Source organism: Chachezhania sediminis, from assembly GCF_009765275.1.
In the GTDB taxonomy this organism is placed as follows: Bacteria; Pseudomonadota; Alphaproteobacteria; order Rhodobacterales; family Rhodobacteraceae; genus Chachezhania; species Chachezhania sediminis.
In genome coordinates this window covers 45,240-63,736 of record NZ_VOPH01000001.1, presented here as the reverse complement: position 1 = coordinate 63,736, position 18,497 = coordinate 45,240, and the positions used below count along the sequence as shown (strand labels likewise).

Here is an 18,497-nt window from a genome sequence, read left to right as displayed (position 1 = left end):
CAGAGACGAGGGCATCATGACCAGCCAGACCGACACGACCGAGGCCGGACGTCTCTGCGAACAGGTCCGCCATCGCGCCCGGAGGGCCGTTGATCGGACAGTGCGGCCACTGCACCCGCCGCCAAAGCCGAAGCGGGGCTGTCTTCGCACGGAATGCGATGTTCGAAGTCGACCGGACCGACCTGATGCAAGGCGCTATCCTGACGACCGAACCGCCATACCCGCCGGATCGGACCCGGATCTTGGTCCTCGGCCCGTCCAGCCGCACGACAGTCCGGAACAATTGACAGGTCGGCGGTCTGCGGGAACGGATGCAGTTTCCTCTGGGTCGGAACACTGGACGATCCGGACCACATGCCGCCGGATGTCCACATCCACACCGCGACGAAACAGGTCCGGGTTAAGGGACCCGAAGCCGCGGTGCGATGCCCGAGCACTACACGCCGGCCGATCACTGGCCCAAGGCATCGCCGGAGCGTCTTGCCGCCGAGCGGATGCTGAGGTGCGGGCGGTCACCACAGCTCCCCCCGCAAACGAAAAGGGCCCCGCGCATTCTGCGCGAGGCCCAAGGTCCGTTTGGAACCGGGAACCCGGGCTTAGCCCTGGGCGGTCTTTGCGACCTCGGCGGCGAAATCTTCGACCACCTTCTCGATGCCTTCGCCCACTTCAAGGCGCACGAAGCCGGTGATTTCCACGCCGGCTTCCTTGGCAGCGGCGCCGACGGTCAGGTCGGGGTTCACCACGAACTGCTGGCTCAGCAGTGTCACTTCGGCCATGTACTTCTTCATCCGGCCGATGATCATCTTCTCGATCACCGCTTCCGGCTTGCCGCTTTCACGGGCGATGTCCATCTGGATCTGCTTTTCCTTCTCGACGACGGCCGGATCCAGCGCGTCTTCGTTCAGGGCTGCAGGGTTCACAGCGGCAATGTGCATCGCGACCTGACGGCCGAATGCCTCATCCGCGCCGGTCATCGCGACCAGAACGCCGATCTTGCCCATCGACGGCGCTGCCGCGTTATGGACATAGGTCACGACGGTTTCGCCTTCGACGGTCGACATCCGACGCACCGACATGTTCTCGCCGATGGTGGCGATCTTGTCGGTGACCATGTCGGCCACGGTCTTGCCGTTCACCTTGGCCTCTTTCAGGGCCTCGACATCGGCAACACCCAGGGCAGCCTGACCGATCGAGGCAACCATTTCCTGGAATTCGGCATTTTTGGCGACGAAGTCGGTTTCGGCATTCACCTCGACCGCAACGCCCTTGCCGCCTTCGACGGCCACGACCACCAGGCCTTCGGCCGCGGTACGGCCGGACTTCTTGGCAGCCTTCGCCAGACCCTTCGTGCGCAGCCAGTCGACCGCGGCTTCCATGTCGCCGTCGGTTTCGGTCAGCGCCTTCTTGGCGTCCATCATGCCTGCGCCGGTGCTGTCGCGCAGTTCTTTCACCATAGCAGCCGTAATCGCCATTGTCGGTCTCCTAGACGTGTTCGCATTCGGGGGCAGCACTAACCCGCCCCCCATGTCAATTGCGTGTCAATTCCGTGACGGCCCCGCCCTGGATCATACCCGGCGGAGCCCTGAATCTTACGCCTGTGCGGCGGTTTCTTCGGCGGCTGCGGGCTCGGCGGTTTCTTCCACCAGGACCTCTTCCACCATCGTCTCTTCCAGCTCGCCCAGGTCGACGCCGGCGGCGCCCAGCTGTGCGGTCATGCCGTCCAGAGCGGCGCGGCTGACGAGATCGCAGTAGAGCGAGATGGCGCGTGCGGCGTCATCGTTGCCCGGGATGATGTAGTCCACGCCATCGGGCGAGCAGTTGGTGTCGACGACGGCCACGACCGGGATACCCAGCTTGTTGGCTTCGGCGATGGCCAGTGCTTCCTTCTTGACGTCGATGACGAACAGAAGGTCCGGCGTGCCGCCCATGTCGCGGATGCCGCCCAGGGACGCCTGCAGCTTGCCCTGCGAGCGTTCCATGTTCAGACGCTCTTTCTTGGTCAGGCCATCGGCACCGTGCTCGATCGCTTCGTCGATCTGGCGCAGACGGTCGATCGACTGCGACACGGTCTTCCAGTTGGTCAGCGTGCCACCCAGCCAGCGGTGGTTCATGTAGTACTGGGCCGACTTCTCGGCAGCTTCGGCGACGGGAGCCGCGGCCTGACGCTTGGTGCCGACGAACAGCACACGGCCGCCTTTGGCGACGGTTTCACGCACGACTTGCAGCGCCTGATCCAGCATCGGGACGGTCTGCGTCAGGTCGATGATGTGGATGCCGTTGCGCTGACCGTAGATGAACGGTGCCATGCGCGGGTTCCAGCGCTGCGTCTGGTGGCCGAAGTGAACGCCAGCTTCCAGGAGCTGACGCATGGAGAAATCAGGCAGAGCCATGCTTTGCTTTTCCTTTCCGGTTAGCCTCGGCGGGGAATAGAGCTTGCGCTCCACCGGCGGACCGTTCGGGGATGTCTCTCCCGAGGGCCCAACCCCACCTGCGGGATTGAATGCGGGGGCCATACGTCAACCCGGACGGATGTGCAACCCGTTTGTCCGGCTTTCCGGCCCGGACCTCTGCCCCCGGATCAGGAGCGGGTCTGATTGGTCGTTACGTTCCGCGTCGCCCGGGCATTGGTCAGGGCGATGGCGGACACGATCAGGATGCAGGCCACGATCTGCGGCCAGGTCAGGGGTTCGCCCAGGGCGAAGACACTGACGGCGAACATGGTCGGAAGCTCTATGCTGCCGAAGACCGCCGCGCGGGACGCACCGACGATGGGCGTGCAGACGGTATAGACCAGCTGCGGCACCAGCGCCGATCCCAGCGCCAGGCCCGCGACCATCAGCCAGACGTCCAGGTTGGCCGGAATGACCGCCGCGGCGTCCGACGTCACGATCATCGGCGCCAGCGCGATCACCGCGCCCAGCGTGGCCGAGGCGATGCGCGCCAGGGGCGGAATGCGGGACAGGCGGAAGACCAGCACGCAGATCCCGAAGCCGAAGCCCAGGGGCGCCGTCAGCGCTAGGATCAGCGCGGGAATCTGGTCCACCGGCACGGCCTGGGGATTGCCCGCGACGATGGCGGCCAGCAGGACCAGCGCCGCGGCGATCAGCGCCCGTCCCGTCGGCCGGTCGCCGAACATGATCCATGCGATGGCCACGGTGAAGACCGGGTAGGTCATGTAAAGCACGCCGACGGTCGAGGCCGGGACCACCCGGATCGCCGCGGCATAGCCGGTCCAGCCCAGCCCCATCACGGCGCCGCCCGCGAGCCCCCACAGGATCGCGCGCCAGTGCCGGCGCTGGTGGACCAGCACCGGGCAAAGGACCAGGCCGGTGATGACATAGCGATAAAAGGCGACGGCCTGCGGAGCCAGCCCCTGCTCTGCCAGGCCGCGGGCGAAATAGGGCACGATGCCGAAACAGATGGACGCGAACAGGACGCCCGCCGCTGCCAGGGCCTGGGGGACCGGGGCGCCGGCCTGGTCGACGGATTGGGATGTCATCCCCTGCCCCTATCACGGCCGCCGCTTGCGGGCCATCGGCGAGCCGTCTGCCGTCGCGTCGCGGTCGTTCAGTCCGTCGCGGCGTCCGGTCCAAGCGCGGCCCGAAGTCCGGACCGGACCTGCATTTCGCAATGCCGCGCCAGTGCTTTCCGGTTCGGGAAATCCTTCGGGGCTACGGGCGGGTGATAGATCAGCTCTACCCGTCCCTGAGGAACCGTGGCCAGCACCTTGATCAGGTCGGATCCGAATTCCATGTCGCCCCACCACCCGTAATAGCGCGGATCCTCGCCCTTGGGGGCATGATAGACGACCGTTACCGGCTGGACCCAGATCGTATCCCGCAGGTGATCGGCAAAGAAGGCGGCAAAGAGCGTCGTCTTGAACGGCAGCACCCGGACCGCGTCGCTGGAGGTGCCTTCAGGGAAGAACAGCAGGCGGTGTCCGGCGTCGAAGCGGCTTTCGAACAGGGCCTGCTGACGGCGCGCCTCGCTGGACCTGCGTTCGATGAAGAGCGTCCCGGCCGCCCTGGCAATGGTCCCGATCCCGGGCCAGCCCGACACCTCGGCCTTGGCGACGAAGAAGGCCCGCGCCCCGGCGTTCAGCGTGAAGATGTCCAGCCAGGAACTGTGATTGGCCACCAGGGCGCCCGCATGGCGCATTGGCTTGCCGCGGACGGTCAGGCCGATCCCCAGAAGCATCAACGCAAACCGGCTGGTCAGATGCGGAACCCATCCCGACAGCGGCCGGCTGATCCCGGTGAACGGGTATTCGATCCCCCGCAGCACCATGTTGACGACCAACGCCACCAGCATCAGCAGGATCAGCGACAGGCCGCGGATCACCAGCAGGATCCGGCCCGCCCAGGTGACGCGACTCTTCGGCGGTTCGATATCGGTGCCCCAGGTAACGCTCATCGTGTGACGCTCATGGCCCGGCGATCATCCGCGGCGTTCGGTGTAGATCTTGCTCTGCCGCGCGTTCAGCTTTTCGGTGTCCAGTACCAGGCAGATGTCGGTCGTGTTGAAGGCCCGGTCGATGAAGGCGCCGTCGCCGACGAAACCGCCCAGACGAAGATAGGCCTTGATCAGCGCCGGGATCGCCCGCATCGCGGCCTTCCGGTCGATCTGGTCCGCGGGCACAAGATCCATCGGCTGGCAGTGTTCCGGCAGCGCCCGCGGCCGCAGGCCTTCCGGCGCCAGGTGGTTATGATGCAGCATCGACAGGGGCTGCGCCAGCGCCTGCACGTCCGTGCCATGGAACGAAGCCACGCCGAACAGGATCTCGATCCGGTGCTGGGCCACGTAATCGGCCAGCGCGGTCCACAGGTGGTACATCACCGCGCCCCCGCGATAGTCGCGATGAAGGCACGACCGCCCCAACTCCAGAAGCCGCCGACCGGAGGCCTTCAGCACCGACAGGTCGTATTCGTCTTCGGAATAATAGCGCCCCATCGCGGCGGCCTTTTCCGGCGGCAGCAGGCGATAGACGCCCACCACCTGCCCCGTGGCCGTGTCGGTGGCGATCATGTGATCGAAGAACGGATCGAAGGCGTCCTGCTCCAGCCCGGCGGCGTGGTCGACCATCTCGCCGCCGCCGCCCAGCTCGCGCACGAAGACATCGTAGCGCAGGGCCTGTGCCGCGCGCAGTTCGCCCGGCGTATCGGCGATCTTGATACGGATCGCTTCCTCGGCGTGGATGTCGGGGCGCGTAACGCTCATCGGTCGGGCCTTGGTCGGTAATGGTGGCCGGTGATACCGTAAAGACCCGGTGCCCGGCAACAGCCCGCGACCGCCCGGTTCCGGCCAGAAAGGTTAACCTTTCCGTAACCAGTTTCAGGGATCAACAACGGGAAGAAGGGCGATCCGGGTTCCGTCAAGAACAACTTTTCCGGTATCACGGAAGTTGACGGTCACCTTGCCGCCCACATTCGACTGGACCTGGCCCGTGCCCCATTCCGGGTGATCGGGATGTCGGACGAACATCCCCGGGGTCAGAAAACCGTTGAGGTCGCTCATGACGCGCTCCGCTGTTGGGCCGCTTCGTGGATATCAGCGACATTGGCCGATGAACAGGGGCCGATGAACAGGGGCCATCGAACAGGGGCCGCAGGTCGGCATGGGCGGTGGCGCAGGGCCCCGTATGTGACACGAAGGGGAGGAGTACGATGGGGGATGCAAAGAACGACCTGGCGGCGCTGATCGGATCGCGCATCTGCCATGACCTGATCAGTCCCGTCGGTGCGATCCAGAACGGGCTGGAACTGCTGGAAATGTCCGGGGTCCCGAAAGGGCCGGAGATGACACTGATCGCCGACAGCGTCGGCAATGCCGGGGCGCGGATCCAGTTCTTCCGCATCGCCTTCGGTGCCTCCTCGGACCATCCGCTCGGCCGGTCGGAAATCGTGTCGGTCCTGAAGGACATGGGCAAGAACGCCCGCGTCGCCGTCCACTGGGACCCGATGGAAAACCTGCCCCGCGACCAGGTCCGCCTGGCCTTCCTGGCGATCCTCTGTTTCGAGACCGCCCTGCCCTATGGCGGCACCGTCCGCGTGGTCCATGACGACGGCGGCTGGACCATCACCGGATCGGGCGAAAAGCTGAACGTCAATGCCGAGCTGTGGGATCTGCTGGGTGCCGGCCCCGGCAGCCCGGCTGCCGGGGCCGGCACTGTCACCCCGGCGCAGGTCCAGTTCCTGCTGCTGCCGCTGGCGGCCAGCGAACTGGGCCGGACCATAGGACAGGAACGGGATCTGTCGACCTTGCGGCTGCGGTTCTAGGCAACCTTGCTGACCGGGCGTCCCACCCGGAGGCGCGCCGGGCAGCGACCGACATGCCCCCGCCCCATTGAAATGGGTGGGCGGCCGGTGCCCTTCTTGCCAAAACGCCCGACGTCCCGCTCGGACGGACCGATAGGCAAGGGTTCAGCGCAGTCCCCTACGGCCGCACAGCCCCGTTCCCGCTGACCAGGTACTTGAAGCTGGTCAGCTGTTCGGCGCCCACCGGCCCGCGGGCATGCATCTTGCCCGTGGCAATCCCGATTTCCGCCCCCATGCCGAATTCGCCACCATCGGCGAACTGGGTGGACGCATTGTGCATCAGGATCGCGCTATCCAGTCGCTGGAAGAACCGGTCGGCCGTCGGCTGGTCCCGCGTCACGATGGCATCGGTGTGCTGCGAGCCGTACTTGCGGATATGGGCCATCGCATCGTCCACACCATCGACCAGTTTCACGGCGATGATCTTGTCCAGGTATTCGCGGCCCCAGTCGTCGTCCTTGGCCGGCACCGTGCCCGGGATCTTGGACAGTTCCTTGTCGGCGCGGACCTCGACACCCTTTTCCAGCAGCGCCTCGATCAGCCGGGGCCCGTGTTCGGTATAGTACTTCCAGTCGATCAGCAGGCATTCGGCGGCACCGCAGATCCCGGTACGCCGGGTCTTGGCGTTGACCACGATCTTTTCCGCCATCTCGGGATCGGCCCATTTGTCGATATAGACGTGGCAGATGCCTTCCAGGTGGGCAAAGACCGGCACCCGCGCCTCGCGCTGGACCAGGCCCACCAGGCCCTTGCCGCCGCGGGGCACGATCACGTCGATATTGGCCGTGTCCTTCAGCATGCAGGTCACCGCCTCGCGGTCGCGGGTCGGCACCAGCTGGATCGCGTCTTCCGGCAGATGCGCCTGTTTCAGACCGTCAACCAGGCACGAATGAATCGCGGTCGAGGAATGGAAGCTTTCCGATCCGCCCCGCAGGATCACCGCGTTCCCGGATTTCAGGCACAGTCCGCCCGCATCGGCGGTCACGTTGGGACGGCTTTCATAGATCACGCCAACCACGCCCAGGGGCGTGCGGACCCGGCGGATATGAAGGCCCGAAGGCCGGTCCCATTCCGTCATCACCTGACCCACCGGATCGGTTTGTTCCGCCACGGCACGCAACCCGTCGACGATGCCGCGAATGCGGCCCTCGTCCAGGGTCAGGCGGTCCATCATCGCAGGGCTCAGCCCCTTCTCCTCGCCATAGACCAGATCCTCGCAATTTGCGTCGAGGATTTCCTGCCGACGGTCCCATACGGCGTGGGCGGCGCCGACAAGGGCCGCGTATTTGTGCTCTGGGTCGGTGAAAGCCAGTTCGGTTGCCGCTGCGCGGGCCCTGGCACCGATGCGGGCCATTACCGTCTGGATATCGTCGAGATCCTTCATCTCTCTCTCCTTCTTCACCAACTTCAGGCCCTCAAGGCCCCGTGAACTTCCGTCCGGCGGTATGCGCCCGTGACGGTGGTCGGGTTGGGCGGGCGGGCCGTCATGGGCGCGCGCCGGCCGCGTGACGTCAAAGCGCCATGTCGTCCCGGTGGATCAGGACGGACCGGCCCGGATGGCCCAGCAACTCTTCCACCTCGGCCAGTTTACGCCCGCGGATCAGGCCGGCCTCCTCGGCGGTATACCGCGTCAGCCCCTGCCCAAGCCGCGCGCCATCGGGACCGACGATCACAACAGGCTCGCCCCGGCCGAACTCGCCGCTGACCGCCGTCACACCGACGGGCAACAGGCTTTTCCCGGCAGACAGCGCCGTGGCCGCGCCGGCATCGATCCGGATTTCGCCCTGCGCCTTCATCGCCCCGATCCAGCGCTTGCGCGCCGTCTGCGGGTCGGTCAGCGCCGTGAACCACGTCGCCGGCGCACCGTCCTCAAGCCGCTTCAGCGGGTTCATGTCGGCGCCCTTGCAGATCGCCATGGCACAACCCGCGGCCGTCGCCGTCCGCGCGGCCATGACCTTGGTCTTCATGCCCCCCTTGGACAGGCCAGATCCGGCATCGCCGGCCATCGCCTCGATGTCCGGTGTGATCTGGTCGATCACGTCGAAGCGGCGCGCCGTAGGATCCTGTGCCGGGTTCGCCGTATAAAGACCGTCGACATCGGACAGAAGAATCAGCCGGTCGGCGCCCACCGTCACGGCCATCTGCGCCGCCAGCCGGTCGTTGTCGCCATACCGGATCTCGTCCGTAGCGACGGTATCGTTCTCGTTCACGATGGGAACGGTGCCCAGCGACAGAAGCATCTCCAGTGTCGCGCGGGTGTTCAGGTAACGGCGGCGGTCGGCGCTGTCTTCCAGCGTCACAAGAACCTGGGCGGCGGTGATGCCGTGCCTGTCCAGCGCCTCTTCATAGGCGCGCGCCAGCCGGATCTGACCCACGGCCGCTGCCGCCTGGCTTTGTTCCAGCGCCAGCGCCGTCATCGGCAGGCCCAGCACGCCGCGCCCCAGCGCGATCGATCCCGACGATACCAGCACAACGTCGCACCCCGCCCGCCGAAGTGCCGCGACATCGTCCGCCAGGGATTGCAGCCAGTCCCGGCGCAGCGCGCCCGTGTCCCGGTCAACCAGAAGGGCAGATCCGATCTTGACCACCACCCGCGCCGCACTGGCAAGGCCGGGGCGTTCGCGGGTCACGCTCAGGGCTTCCACGTCTCGTCCTCCGTCACGGGGGACTGGGCGATGCGGTCGGCGTCGATTTCCGCCTTGAGCGCCCGCAGCACGTCCTGCACCCCTTCGCCCGATACGCCGGACATGGCGTAAACCTTGCCGCCGGACGCCTTTTCCAGCGCTGCCAGCGCCTCGGCCCGGGCGTCGGGATCCATGGAATCCACCTTGTTCAGCGCCGTCACCCGGGGCTTCTGCGCCAGATGGCCGCCATAGGCCTCCAGCTCGCCGATGATGGTTTCATAATCGCCCAGCACGTCGTCGGTGATCCCGTCGACCAGGTGCAAAAGGACCGAGCAGCGTTCGACATGGCCCAGGAACCGGTCGCCGATGCCCTTGCCTTCGCTGGCGCCTTCGATCAGGCCGGGAATGTCGGCGATGACCATTTCGGCATTGTCCACGCCGACCACGCCCAGGTTCGGGTGCAGCGTCGTGAACGGATAATCGGCGATCTTGGGCCGGGCATTGGATGTCGCAGCCAGGAAGGTCGACTTGCCCGCATTGGGCAGGCCCAGAAGACCGGCATCGGCGATCAGCTTCAGCCGCAGCCACAGCGTGCGGTCCACGCCGTCCTGCCCGGAATTCGCCCGCCGCGGCGCCTGGTTCGTCGCGCTCTTGAAATGCAGGTTGCCGAAGCCGCCATTGCCGCCCTTGGCCAGCAGCACCCGGTCGCCGGGCGCGGTCAGGTCGGCCACGACGGTTTCCTCGTCCTCTTCCAGGATTTCGGTCCCCACAGGCACGCGCAGCACGATGTCGTCGCCGTCCTTGCCGGTGCGCTGGCGGCCCATGCCGGGCTGTCCGTTCTTGGCGAAGTGATGCTGCTGATAGCGGAAGTCGATGAGGGTGTTCAGCCCCTCGACCGCCTCGGCCCAGACCGACCCGCCCTTGCCGCCATCGCCGCCGTCGGGGCCACCGTATTCGATGAACTTCTCGCGGCGGAAGCTGACGCACCCGTTGCCGCCCGCCCCGGAGCGGACATGAACCTTAGTAAGATCGAGGAATTTCATGTCACGTTCCCAAGACTTGCGCCCCTCAGCCGGTTCGTCCGGTCGGGGTCAGAGTTTTCGACTATAGGTCCAGGTGGGCACGACCTTGCCGCGCGACACCGAGAAATTTTCCGCGTCCCCCAGATACTCGAATCCGGCATGGATCAGAACCCGGGCGGATGCCGGGTTGTCCTGGAAGACCGAAGCAAAAAAGGTCCGGTCGCCCAGCGGGTTGGCCGCGACAAGCGCCTCGACCGCCTGGCTTGCCAGACCCGTATTCCAGAATGGCGGCGCAATCCAGTAGCCCACTTCCGACTGGTTCCCGCCCTGCCGGTCGAGAGAGATCACGCCCATGATTTCGGACCCGTTCGCCTGGGTGCCGTCGATGGCCCAGATATCCTCGGTCCGGTCCGCGGCCAGCGCACGGGTGATATAGGCCTCGGTGGTGCCGGGGGGCAGCGGGTGCGGGATCGACGTCGTCATCTGCGCCACGCGGATATCGCTGGCATAGAGCTCGATCAGCCCTTTGTCCGACTTGCGCAGGGGACGCAGCGTGAAACGTTCCGTCTCGATGATCGCCTGCGGAACGATCTGGTCGTGTATCATTCGGGCTCTCCTCCGAACTGGTGCGAGGAACGGGCCTCGCCAGACGCCATCCCCTGGCCCTTCCTCCGCCCGATCCTAGGGGAACGATATGGCGGAACTGCAAAGGGGGACCGGCGGTTGCGCCGATCCCCCTGAACAATGTCATAACCCGTCGGGTTCGGCTTACTCTGCGGCCTCCGCCACTGGCAGGACCGAAATGAAGGTACGACCCTTCAGCCCCTTGCGGAAGCTGATGGCGCCTTCGACGGTTGCAAACAGGGTGTGGTCCTTGCCCTGGCCGACGCCTTCGCCGGGCCAGAACTTGTTGCCACGCTGCCGCACGATGATGTTGCCCGGCACGGCCTTCTGGCCGCCATAGAGTTTCACGCCGAGACGACGGCCTGCAGAATCGCGTCCGTTACGCGAAGAGCCGCCTGCTTTCTTGTGTGCCATTTGGGTTTCTCCTTAACCTCGACAGGCTCAGCTTGCGCCAGCCAGGGTTTTGGCCTGTTCGACCCAGCCTTCACGCTCGATCCGACCCTTGAACGAAAGTTGCTCGTCAATAGCAGCGATGTCCTCTTCGGTCCATGCTGCAATCTGAGCGAAGCTGGTGATGCCTGCGGCAAGCAGCTTCTTCTCCAGCGCCGGGCCGACACCCGACAGCTTCTTCAGATCGTCGGCGCCGGCAGCGGGGGCTGCGGCCTCGGCGACGGGCGCGTCGGCGGCCGGGGCTGCCTTCTTCGCCTTCTTGGCGGCCGGAGCGGCAGCTGCTTCGGGCATCGGCGCCTTGCCGGTTCCGATGGCAGCTTTCACGCCGGTGTCTGCGCCGCCCGAGGCCAGGATCTCGGTCACGGTCAGCACGGTCAGGTGCTGCCGGTGGCCCTTGGTGCGCTTCGACGAATGCTTACGACGACGGCGAACATAGTGGATCACCTTCTCGCCGCGGATCTGCTCGACCACTTCGGCCTGAACGGCTGCGCCGTCGACCAAGGGAGCACCCAGCACGGGCGAGTCGCCGCCCAGCATCAGCACGTCGTTGAACTGGACCGTTTCACCAGCATTGGCAGACAGGCGCTCGACTTCCAGCTTGTCGCCGGCGCGAACCTTGTATTGCTTGCCGCCGGTCTTGAATACCGCGAACATCGCGTGTTCCTTCTTACTTTCCCGCGTCCTGTGGTCCCCTTGCGGGCGTTTGCGGCCATATGGACCCTCGGGCCCCGGCCACCGCGGACAGCGCGCCCTTCAACGGGCGTCATGACGATGAAAACCGCAAGCGGACGACCCGCTTCCGGAGCGCGCCTTATCCGGTGAAGCCGTACGGATGTCAAGCGCGTTGGCGCCCGTTTTTGCGGGCATTTGTCACGGTCCGGGAGCCGCTCAGATATCCTGTCCCGGCGCCATGTCCGACATGCGGCCGGCCAGCACCTCGAAGCGGTTGGCCATGATCTCGAACTGGATCGCATTCAGCAGGGCATAGACCTCCTGCATCAACGGCTGTTCCAGGGCTTCGGCATATTGTTCCAGCTCGGCGTCCGACAGTTCACGATAGGTATAGGCGGCATTGGCCAGCGCCGATGTCTGCATCGACCGCCGCATCTCGCCCTCCTGAGCCTTCTGCATGTCGGCCAGCATATCCGCGTCCAGGTCCAGATCGATCAGCCCCGCGGCACTGGCCGCCAGCAGAAAGCGCATCTGCACTTCCTGCATCGCGGTGACTGAACTGCCCGAGGCATCGATGGCCTTGTTCATGCGCTTCAGGATCTGCAGCCGGGGCGATCCGTCGCGCACCATCTCTGCCACCAGTTCCTCGCCCTCGGCCGACTTGGCCTCGTCGTCCTCCATGACGTGCGACGCATTTTCAAGTTCGACCAGCTTCCGGCCCAGTTCGCTGCCATAGAAGTCCTGCGCGTGTTTCGCCTGTTCCGCGCTCAGCGTCGCCTCCAGGAATTCCAGCGCCATGCCGTGCAGGCGTTCGGGGGCGAAGACCTCACGCGTGGTCAGGGTCCAGGCCGGGCCCAGGTCGGTCGGGTCCAGTCCCAGCATGCCGGGCGCCGAATCTGCCGCCTGGGCGACCGAATCCAGCGCCACGTCGAATCCGGTGACGTCCAGGAACGTTTCGATCCCGTCCCGGCTGACATGTTCGAAGGCCGCGACCGGAGGGGCCGCGCCCAGCGACAGGCCGACGGACAACACGACCGCGGAGAGGACCCGCGAAGCACCCTGAAACAGGGGCGAAAGAGCTTTGGAGTAGCGCATGATGGCTCAAATCTAGCGGACTGGCGGGGGCCGGCAACGCAATTCTTGGTGTCCCCGGCGGAAACGGCGCATTTTGGCTTCAATAGGCGCTTGCGCCCCCCCGAGATCATCGCTAAACGGACCTCCCAGACCCCCGCGGAGAGGTGCCGGAGTGGTCGAACGGGGCGGTCTCGAAAACCGTTGTGGGTGCAAGCCCACCCAGGGTTCGAATCCCTGTCTCTCCGCCACTTGCCATTGATTTCATTGAGAAATCTGGCAAGCAGCAAGACCTACAAGTGTCAGGGCTCATAGCTAGTAGATGCCGGCAGCCGCGAGAGCGATGGCCGAGAGGAAGACCTTGGGGCACCGGTCGTAGCTCGTGGCGACCCGTCGGCAATCCTTCAGCCTGCGGAACATGATCTCTATCACTGCCCGGCAGTGCATTGGGAAGCAATGTCACGAGAGGGGCGATTTCGGCGTTTGTAGCGGCGCATGTCGTCATACTTCACCGGTGTCTTCCGCTGTTTCCGGCCGGGGATGCAGGCGCGTATCCCCTTGTCTTTCAACTTTTCCCGGAACCAGTGGGCATCATAGCCGCGATCTCCGAGTGGTCAATCGACATCCGGCAGGCTGTCACTAAGCGCCCGCGCGCCGATGTAGTCGCTAACTTGACTTCCCGTTACGAACAGGTTCAGAGGACGTTCCTGGCTGTCGCAGATGGCCACGCTGCCCGCGCATCACGACAGCGTGCCGGTGAACCTGTGGAACGAGATCGAGGGCGTGCCGGTGCAGGCGCGGGCCCAGTCGGTCGATCCCTTCGCGCTGGTGCGCATCGTGGCGCTGGCCCGCATCCTGATGCCCGCCTCTGTCGTGCGGCTGTCGGCCGGGCGCACGGGGATGAGTGACGAGTTGCAGGCGCTGTGCTTTCTCGCCGGGGCGAATTCGATCTTCGTCGGAGACCAGCTGCTGACCACCGGCAACCCGGCGGCATGGAAGGATCAGGACCTGCTGACCCGACTGGGGATGCATGTCGCCCCCGCGCAGGCCCGGCCCCGGGTCGCGGCGGAATAGGGTCAGCCCGGAACGCTCTGGGCGAGGATTTCCACCGCCCGGGCAATCTGCGCCTCGTCCAGCGCCGCATAGCCCAGGCGGAAGGCCTGCGGCGCCGGGCCCTCCAGCGCGAAGCGCGTGCCCGGCAGCAGGGCCAGACCCGCCTGCCCCGCGGCTTCGGCCCAATCCTCGGCTGACCCCTCGCAACGCAGCCACAGAGCCAACCCTCCGGCGGGCAAGTCGAATGTCGCCCGCCCGGCGAGGTGTTCGCCCAGCAGCGCCGCCAGCAGATCCCGCCGTGCCCGGTAGACCCGCCGCGCCTTGCGGGCGTGACGGCCCAGATCGCCATCGCGGATCAGTTCCGCCAGCGCCGCCTCCAGCGGCGCGTCGCCCTGCCGGTCGATGGCGGCCCGCGCCTCGGCCATCCGCCGCAGCAACGGCTCGGGCGCCAGCGCATAGCCCAGCCGGATGCCCGGCGAGAGCAGCTTGGACAGCGAACCCACATAGATCAGCGGCAGGCCTTCAGGCGCACGGGCGGCCAGCGGCAGCACGGGGCGGCCTTCGAACCGGTACTCGTGGTCATAGTCGTCCTCGATCAGCGTGAGCCCATGGCGCTGCGCCATCTCCAGCAGTTGCAACCGCCGCGCCGCGCCCATGGTCACCGTGGTCGGATACTGGTGATGTGGCGTGACGCAGACCGCCCTGATTCGCGGATCGCGGGCCAGCGTGGCCTCCAGCGCGTCGATCCTGAGGCCGCCGCCATCCACCGGCACGCCCCGCACCTCTGCCCCCGCCGCGCGGAACGCCTCCCATGCCAGCGGATAGCCCGGTTCCTCCACCGCGATGACCTCGCCCGGCGACAGCGCCGCCCGCACGGCCAGGAACAGCGCCATCTGGCTGCCCCGCGTGATCAGCAGCCGCGATGGCTCCGCCACCACGCCCCGGTCCGTGGCGAGATAGCCTGCAAGTGCCTCGCGTAGTGAGGACGTGCCGCGCACATCGCCGTAATCCGCCCCCGCGCGGAAGGCGGGCGACAGCAGCGCCCGGCGAAAGGCCCGGGCCAGCGCCTTGTCGGGCACCAGCTTGGGGTCCGGCGCACCATCAGAGAAGGCAAGCCCCGCGCGTGGCGCCACCGGGTCCATCGGCACGGGCGCGGGCCTGCGGACCAGCATCCCCTGCGGCAGATCCTGCGCGACGAAGGTACCTCGCGCCGGTTCCACCTGCAGCCAGCCTTGGGTCAGCAGCTCCTGATAGGCCGCATCCACCGTGTTGCGATGCACCCCCAGTTCGCGCGCCAGTGCCCGCGTGCCGGGCAGCCGCGCCCCTGGCCGCAGCCGCCCGCGGGTAATGTCACGGGTGATGGCCTCGGCAATGGCTAGGAACAGCGGGCCGCCATGGTCCGGCTCCATCTCGAGGGCAAGAGGCTCGCGCATGTCTAAAACCGGCCTATCTCAATCTTTCATACTGGCACTTTTGAATAGGCCAGTGTTTTGCCACAGAGGCGAGAAACGCAAGAGGCTTCGACGATGAAATCCGCCCTGATCCTGCGCCACCTGGCCTTTGAAGACCTCGGGACCTTTGCCCCGGTTCTGAGGGGAGCCGGCTACCAGCTCCGAGACATCGAGGCGGCGGTGGACCCACTGCCCGACCCGCTGGGACCGGATCTGGTCGTGGTGCTGGGTGGCCCGATCGGCGTGAACGACGGCGCCGCCTATCCTTGCGTGACAGAGGAGCGGAACTGGCTGGCCATGAGGCTGGCGGCGGATCGCCCGACCCTCGGCATTTGCCTCGGCGCACAGCTCATGGCCGCGGCCCTCGGAGCCCGTGTCGCGCCCATTGCCGAGAAGGAGATCGGCTTCGCGCCCCTGACCCTAACCGCGCCCGGCCGGGCCGGCCCGCTAGTCCACCTCTCGGACATTCCGGTGCTGCACTGGCACGGCGAGGGATTCGAACTGCCTGCCGGAGCAGAGCGCCTCGCCGCGACCCCCGCCTGCGAAACACAGGGCTTCGCCCGGGGCCGCAACATTCTCGGCCTGCAATTCCATCCCGAGGCCGGGATGCTGCCGGACTTCGAACGCTGGCTGATCGGCCATAGCGCAGAACTGGCGCAGGCGGGGATTGCCCCGGAGGCCCTGCGGCAGGATGCCAGGGCGCATGGCCCGGCCCTGCGGACCGCCGGCCAGGCCATGCTGGAGCAATGGCTGCGGGAGCTGGAAGAATGAGGCCCGTCACATTCCTGACAGGTCGCGCCGCTCCCCTGCCCGGAAGCGACACGCTGAGCGGAATCGGCAAGACGCCGGTCACCCACCCGCTGACGCTTGGCGCGCAGGGGTTCGAAGGCGACGAACAGGCCGACCGGCGGGTGCATGGCGGCATCGAGAAGGCTGTCCATCATTATCCGCTCGAACACTACACCGACTGGCGCGCGGAATTCGGTGACCTTCCGGTGCTGACCGCTCCCGGCGGGTTCGGCGAGAACATCTCGACCGCCGGGCTCACCGAAGTGGAGGTCGCCGTCGGCGACACTTTCCGGCTGGGCGGCGCGCTGATCCAGGTCTCGCAGGGGCGCCAGCCCTGCTGGAAGCTCAACCACCGCTTCGGCGTGCCCGACATGGCGCGGCGCGTGCAGCAGACCGGACGCACCGGGTGGTATTACCGGGTGCTCCAGACCGGCACAGTCGCGCCCGGCGACCGGCTGGAGCTGATCGGCCGTCTGGCCCCGGACTGGACCTTGCGGCGGCTCTGGCACGCGCTCTATGTGGACCGGATGAACCTTGTGGAACTTGAAGGCATCGCCGCGCTCGATGTCCTGGCCGAGGGCTGGCGCAAATACGCAGTCCGACGGTTGGAAAGCCGCCGGGTCGAGGACTGGAGCGCAAGACTGGACGGCACCGCATGAAACGCCCCCCTTTCGTCATTTCGATCCAGAGCCAGGTGGTCTTCGGCCATGTCGGCAATTCCGCGGCGCTCTTCCCGATGCAGGCGGCGGGGCTGGAGGTGGCGGCGATCCCCACGGTGGTCTTCTCGAACACCCCCGACTACCCGACCCTGCGCGGCCGCGCCCTGCCGCCCGAATTCTTCTCCGACCTGCTGCAAGGCGCGCGCGAACGCGGTCTGCCCGAGCGGGCGGATTATATCCTCACCGGCTATATCGGCTCGCTCGACGTGGCCGAGATGGTGGCCGATTTCGTGGCCGAGGCGAAGGCCGCGAACCCGCGCCTGTGCTACATCTGCGACCCGGTGATGGGCGACACCGGTCCCGGCCTCTATGTACCAGAAGCCATCGCCGGCGTGATGCGCGACCGGCTGCTGCCGATGGCCGACATCGCCACGCCGAACCCATTCGAACTCGCCTGGCTCACCGGGCAGCAGATCCACACGTCGGCCGATCTTCAGGCCGCGCGCGAGGCGCTGCACATCGCACCCGAAGCGCATCTGGTCGCCACCGGCTGCGTGCTCGACGACACCGCCGAAGGTCAGCTTGAAACGGTCATCCTTGGCCCCGACGGCATCAGCCGCCACCCGACCGAACGCCTGCCCATTGCCCTGCCCGGCACCGGCGATCTCTTCGCCGGGCTGGTGCTCGCCGGGATCGGGCGGGGCCTGCCCCTGCCCCGCGCCGTCGAGATGGCGCAGACCCTCACCGCCCGTGCACTCAGCCACGCGAAGGCGCTCGGCGCCGGCGAGGTGGTGCTGAGCGAGCCTGAGTTCCGTCGCGCCCTGCTGTCGCTTGGGCCTTCCCGTGCTCGCTGATCACGCAAATTGCGGTCTTCTCAGGCGACACATCCAGTCCACTAAACAGCTTCATCCCGTAGTCCTCCATTTGGATCAGATAAGGGAATGGCGCCAGCTTGCCCTCGATCTTGCAACGGTAAAGGGCGGTCGCGACGCAGGCCCTGTTGCCGTCACGGCAAGAGACCGGTATGGTGGCCAGCCTGTTGAAGATGGTGGACCTGGACTGGACGGAGCCGGATCGAGGCAAGAATGCGCTGCCTGAAAGCCTTCGGAGAACGCATTACCGCTAGAGACCCAGGCCGCCAGACTGCCGAAATCCAGATCCGCGTTGCACTGATGAACCACTTATCGTCCCACGGCACCGCCGGGACCGTCTGCATCGCCTGACAAAGACCGTTAAAGGGGCCGTCACACCTCAAGCCACCTTTCCGCAACAACGCCGCGGTGGCCTTGAAGGTGCAGCAGGGCAAACTTAGGCTAGCCCTAAGATGCCGTCGCCTCGATCTTCACAAAAGGCATCCGCGAAAAATTTGGTACTTGGCACACAAGCTGAACTATTAGTGTATTGATTATAAAAATATATTCAGGATCAATCCATCCAACCGATCACTGGATGAGCGAAAGCGCGCGGCAAGCCCAGCTGCGCATGGACAATCCGGCTCACAGCTTAACATCTTAGAATTTCGAGGTTAATGGCGCACCCAGTAGGATTCGAACCTACGACCTTCGCCTTCGGAGGGCGACACTCTATCCAGCTGAGCTATGGGTGCAAACTGCTGACGCAGTACTTACTTCAATTCTACGCGGGATTAAAGCCACGATCGAAGCCCCCGCAAGCCACTGATCTGAAACATTTACATTCACTCGACTTTACACAGGCAATCCACAACGTCCGCCTTCGAAGCACTGCTGCCATCCGGCGCGCAACGCAA

The 18,497-nt window shown here is 66.0% G+C and carries 18 protein-coding genes, 2 tRNA genes and 3 pseudogenes; 7 read left to right on the top strand and 16 right to left on the bottom strand.

Features of this window, described 5'->3' with window-relative positions; genetic code table 11:
* Positions 1-596 precede the first annotated feature (596 nt).
* The 6 genes from tsf to FQK05_RS00290 all read right to left on the bottom strand — a co-directional run bounded on the left by tsf (position 597) and on the right by FQK05_RS00290 (position 5,514).
* The gene (gene tsf, locus FQK05_RS00315; RefSeq protein ID WP_158963497.1) at positions 597-1,472 is read right to left on the bottom strand and encodes a translation elongation factor Ts; all 876 of its coding nucleotides are present in this window, start codon (positions 1,470-1,472) and stop codon (positions 597-599) included.
* Positions 1,473-1,589: 117 nt separating this feature from the next.
* Complete coding sequence (gene rpsB, locus FQK05_RS00310; protein WP_158963495.1) at positions 1,590-2,390, bottom strand: 30S ribosomal protein S2; 801 nt, start codon at positions 2,388-2,390, stop codon at positions 1,590-1,592.
* A gap of 188 nt (positions 2,391-2,578) precedes the next feature.
* A complete protein-coding gene (locus tag FQK05_RS00305) occupies positions 2,579-3,499 on the bottom strand; it encodes a DMT family transporter (protein ID WP_158963493.1) in 921 nt (306 codons plus the stop codon).
* A 68-nt stretch (positions 3,500-3,567) separates the two neighbouring features.
* On the bottom strand, positions 3,568-4,413 hold the full coding sequence (locus FQK05_RS00300; protein ID WP_158963491.1) for a lysophospholipid acyltransferase family protein: 846 nt from the start codon (positions 4,411-4,413) through the stop codon (positions 3,568-3,570).
* Positions 4,414-4,437: 24 nt separating this feature from the next.
* A complete protein-coding gene (locus FQK05_RS00295) occupies positions 4,438-5,217 on the bottom strand; it encodes a GNAT family N-acetyltransferase (RefSeq protein WP_158963489.1) in 780 nt (259 codons plus the stop codon).
* A 114-nt stretch (positions 5,218-5,331) separates the two neighbouring features.
* Positions 5,332-5,514: a DUF3553 domain-containing protein gene (locus FQK05_RS00290; protein WP_158963487.1), complete on the bottom strand. Its 183-nt coding sequence runs from the start codon at positions 5,512-5,514 to the stop codon at positions 5,332-5,334.
* A gap of 149 nt (positions 5,515-5,663) precedes the next feature.
* On the opposite strand from FQK05_RS00290, the gene FQK05_RS00285 reads away from it, so the two are divergent.
* Positions 5,664-6,275, top strand: a complete 612-nt coding sequence (locus FQK05_RS00285; protein WP_158963485.1) for a histidine phosphotransferase family protein — start codon at positions 5,664-5,666, stop codon at positions 6,273-6,275.
* Between the two features lie 157 nt (positions 6,276-6,432).
* On the opposite strand, the gene FQK05_RS00280 is transcribed toward FQK05_RS00285, so the two are convergent.
* From FQK05_RS00280 to FQK05_RS00250, 7 genes are all read right to left on the bottom strand, one after another.
* Positions 6,433-7,698, bottom strand: coding sequence for a glutamate-5-semialdehyde dehydrogenase (locus tag FQK05_RS00280; RefSeq protein WP_158963483.1), 1,266 nt, complete (start codon positions 7,696-7,698; stop codon positions 6,433-6,435).
* 127 nt (positions 7,699-7,825) lie between these two features.
* Positions 7,826-8,959, bottom strand: coding sequence for a glutamate 5-kinase (proB, locus tag FQK05_RS00275; RefSeq protein WP_233270291.1), 1,134 nt, complete (start codon positions 8,957-8,959; stop codon positions 7,826-7,828).
* Positions 8,947-9,981, bottom strand: coding sequence for a GTPase ObgE (gene obgE, locus FQK05_RS00270; protein ID WP_158963481.1), 1,035 nt, complete (start codon positions 9,979-9,981; stop codon positions 8,947-8,949). The genes proB and obgE overlap by 13 nt, the downstream gene beginning before the upstream one ends.
* Positions 9,982-10,029: 48 nt before the next feature.
* A complete protein-coding gene (locus tag FQK05_RS00265; RefSeq protein ID WP_158963479.1) occupies positions 10,030-10,566 on the bottom strand; it encodes a GNAT family N-acetyltransferase in 537 nt (178 codons plus the stop codon).
* A 162-nt stretch (positions 10,567-10,728) separates the two neighbouring features.
* On the bottom strand, positions 10,729-10,998 hold the full coding sequence (rpmA, locus tag FQK05_RS00260) for a 50S ribosomal protein L27 (protein WP_158963477.1): 270 nt from the start codon (positions 10,996-10,998) through the stop codon (positions 10,729-10,731).
* Positions 10,999-11,025: 27 nt separating this feature from the next.
* Positions 11,026-11,688, bottom strand: coding sequence for a 50S ribosomal protein L21 (locus tag FQK05_RS00255; RefSeq protein ID WP_158963475.1), 663 nt, complete (start codon positions 11,686-11,688; stop codon positions 11,026-11,028).
* A gap of 234 nt (positions 11,689-11,922) precedes the next feature.
* The gene (locus FQK05_RS00250) at positions 11,923-12,801 is read right to left on the bottom strand and encodes a DUF2059 domain-containing protein (RefSeq protein WP_158963473.1); all 879 of its coding nucleotides are present in this window, start codon (positions 12,799-12,801) and stop codon (positions 11,923-11,925) included.
* Between the two features lie 137 nt (positions 12,802-12,938).
* Between FQK05_RS00250 and FQK05_RS00245 the strand changes: the two genes are divergently transcribed.
* Positions 12,939-13,028: transfer RNA gene (locus FQK05_RS00245), tRNA-Ser, on the top strand.
* 64 nt (positions 13,029-13,092) lie between these two features.
* On the opposite strand, the pseudogene FQK05_RS00240 reads toward FQK05_RS00245, so the two are convergent.
* Positions 13,093-13,502 (bottom strand): annotated as a pseudogene (locus FQK05_RS00240) (transposase); the annotation flags it as partial.
* On the opposite strand from FQK05_RS00240, the pseudogene FQK05_RS00235 reads away from it, so the two are divergent.
* Positions 13,489-13,851 (top strand): annotated as a pseudogene (locus tag FQK05_RS00235) (biotin synthase BioB); the annotation flags it as partial. The pseudogenes FQK05_RS00240 and FQK05_RS00235 overlap by 14 nt on opposite strands.
* 2 nt (positions 13,852-13,853) lie before the next feature.
* Here FQK05_RS00235 and pdxR read toward each other — a convergent pair.
* Positions 13,854-15,263 (bottom strand): MocR-like pyridoxine biosynthesis transcription factor PdxR, encoded by a 1,410-nt coding sequence (pdxR, locus tag FQK05_RS00230; protein ID WP_158963471.1) that lies wholly within the window; start codon positions 15,261-15,263, stop codon positions 13,854-13,856.
* A gap of 93 nt (positions 15,264-15,356) precedes the next feature.
* Between pdxR and FQK05_RS00225 the strand changes: the two genes are divergently transcribed.
* The 4 genes and pseudogenes from FQK05_RS00225 to FQK05_RS00210 all read left to right on the top strand — a co-directional run.
* Positions 15,357-16,052: a glutamine amidotransferase gene (locus FQK05_RS00225; RefSeq protein WP_158963469.1), complete on the top strand. Its 696-nt coding sequence runs from the start codon at positions 15,357-15,359 to the stop codon at positions 16,050-16,052.
* Complete coding sequence (locus FQK05_RS00220; protein WP_158963467.1) at positions 16,049-16,729, top strand: MOSC domain-containing protein; 681 nt, start codon at positions 16,049-16,051, stop codon at positions 16,727-16,729. The genes FQK05_RS00225 and FQK05_RS00220 overlap by 4 nt, the downstream gene beginning before the upstream one ends.
* Complete coding sequence (pdxY, locus tag FQK05_RS00215) at positions 16,726-17,583, top strand: pyridoxal kinase (RefSeq protein WP_158963465.1); 858 nt, start codon at positions 16,726-16,728, stop codon at positions 17,581-17,583. Before FQK05_RS00220 ends, pdxY begins: the two co-directional genes overlap by 4 nt.
* Positions 17,584-17,775: 192 nt before the next feature.
* A pseudogene (locus FQK05_RS00210) lies at positions 17,776-17,952 on the top strand (IS5/IS1182 family transposase); the annotation flags it as partial.
* A gap of 306 nt (positions 17,953-18,258) precedes the next feature.
* Here the strand turns inward: FQK05_RS00210 and FQK05_RS00205 are convergent.
* A tRNA-Arg gene (locus FQK05_RS00205) sits at positions 18,259-18,335 on the bottom strand.
* Between the last annotated feature and the right edge of the window lie 162 nt (positions 18,336-18,497).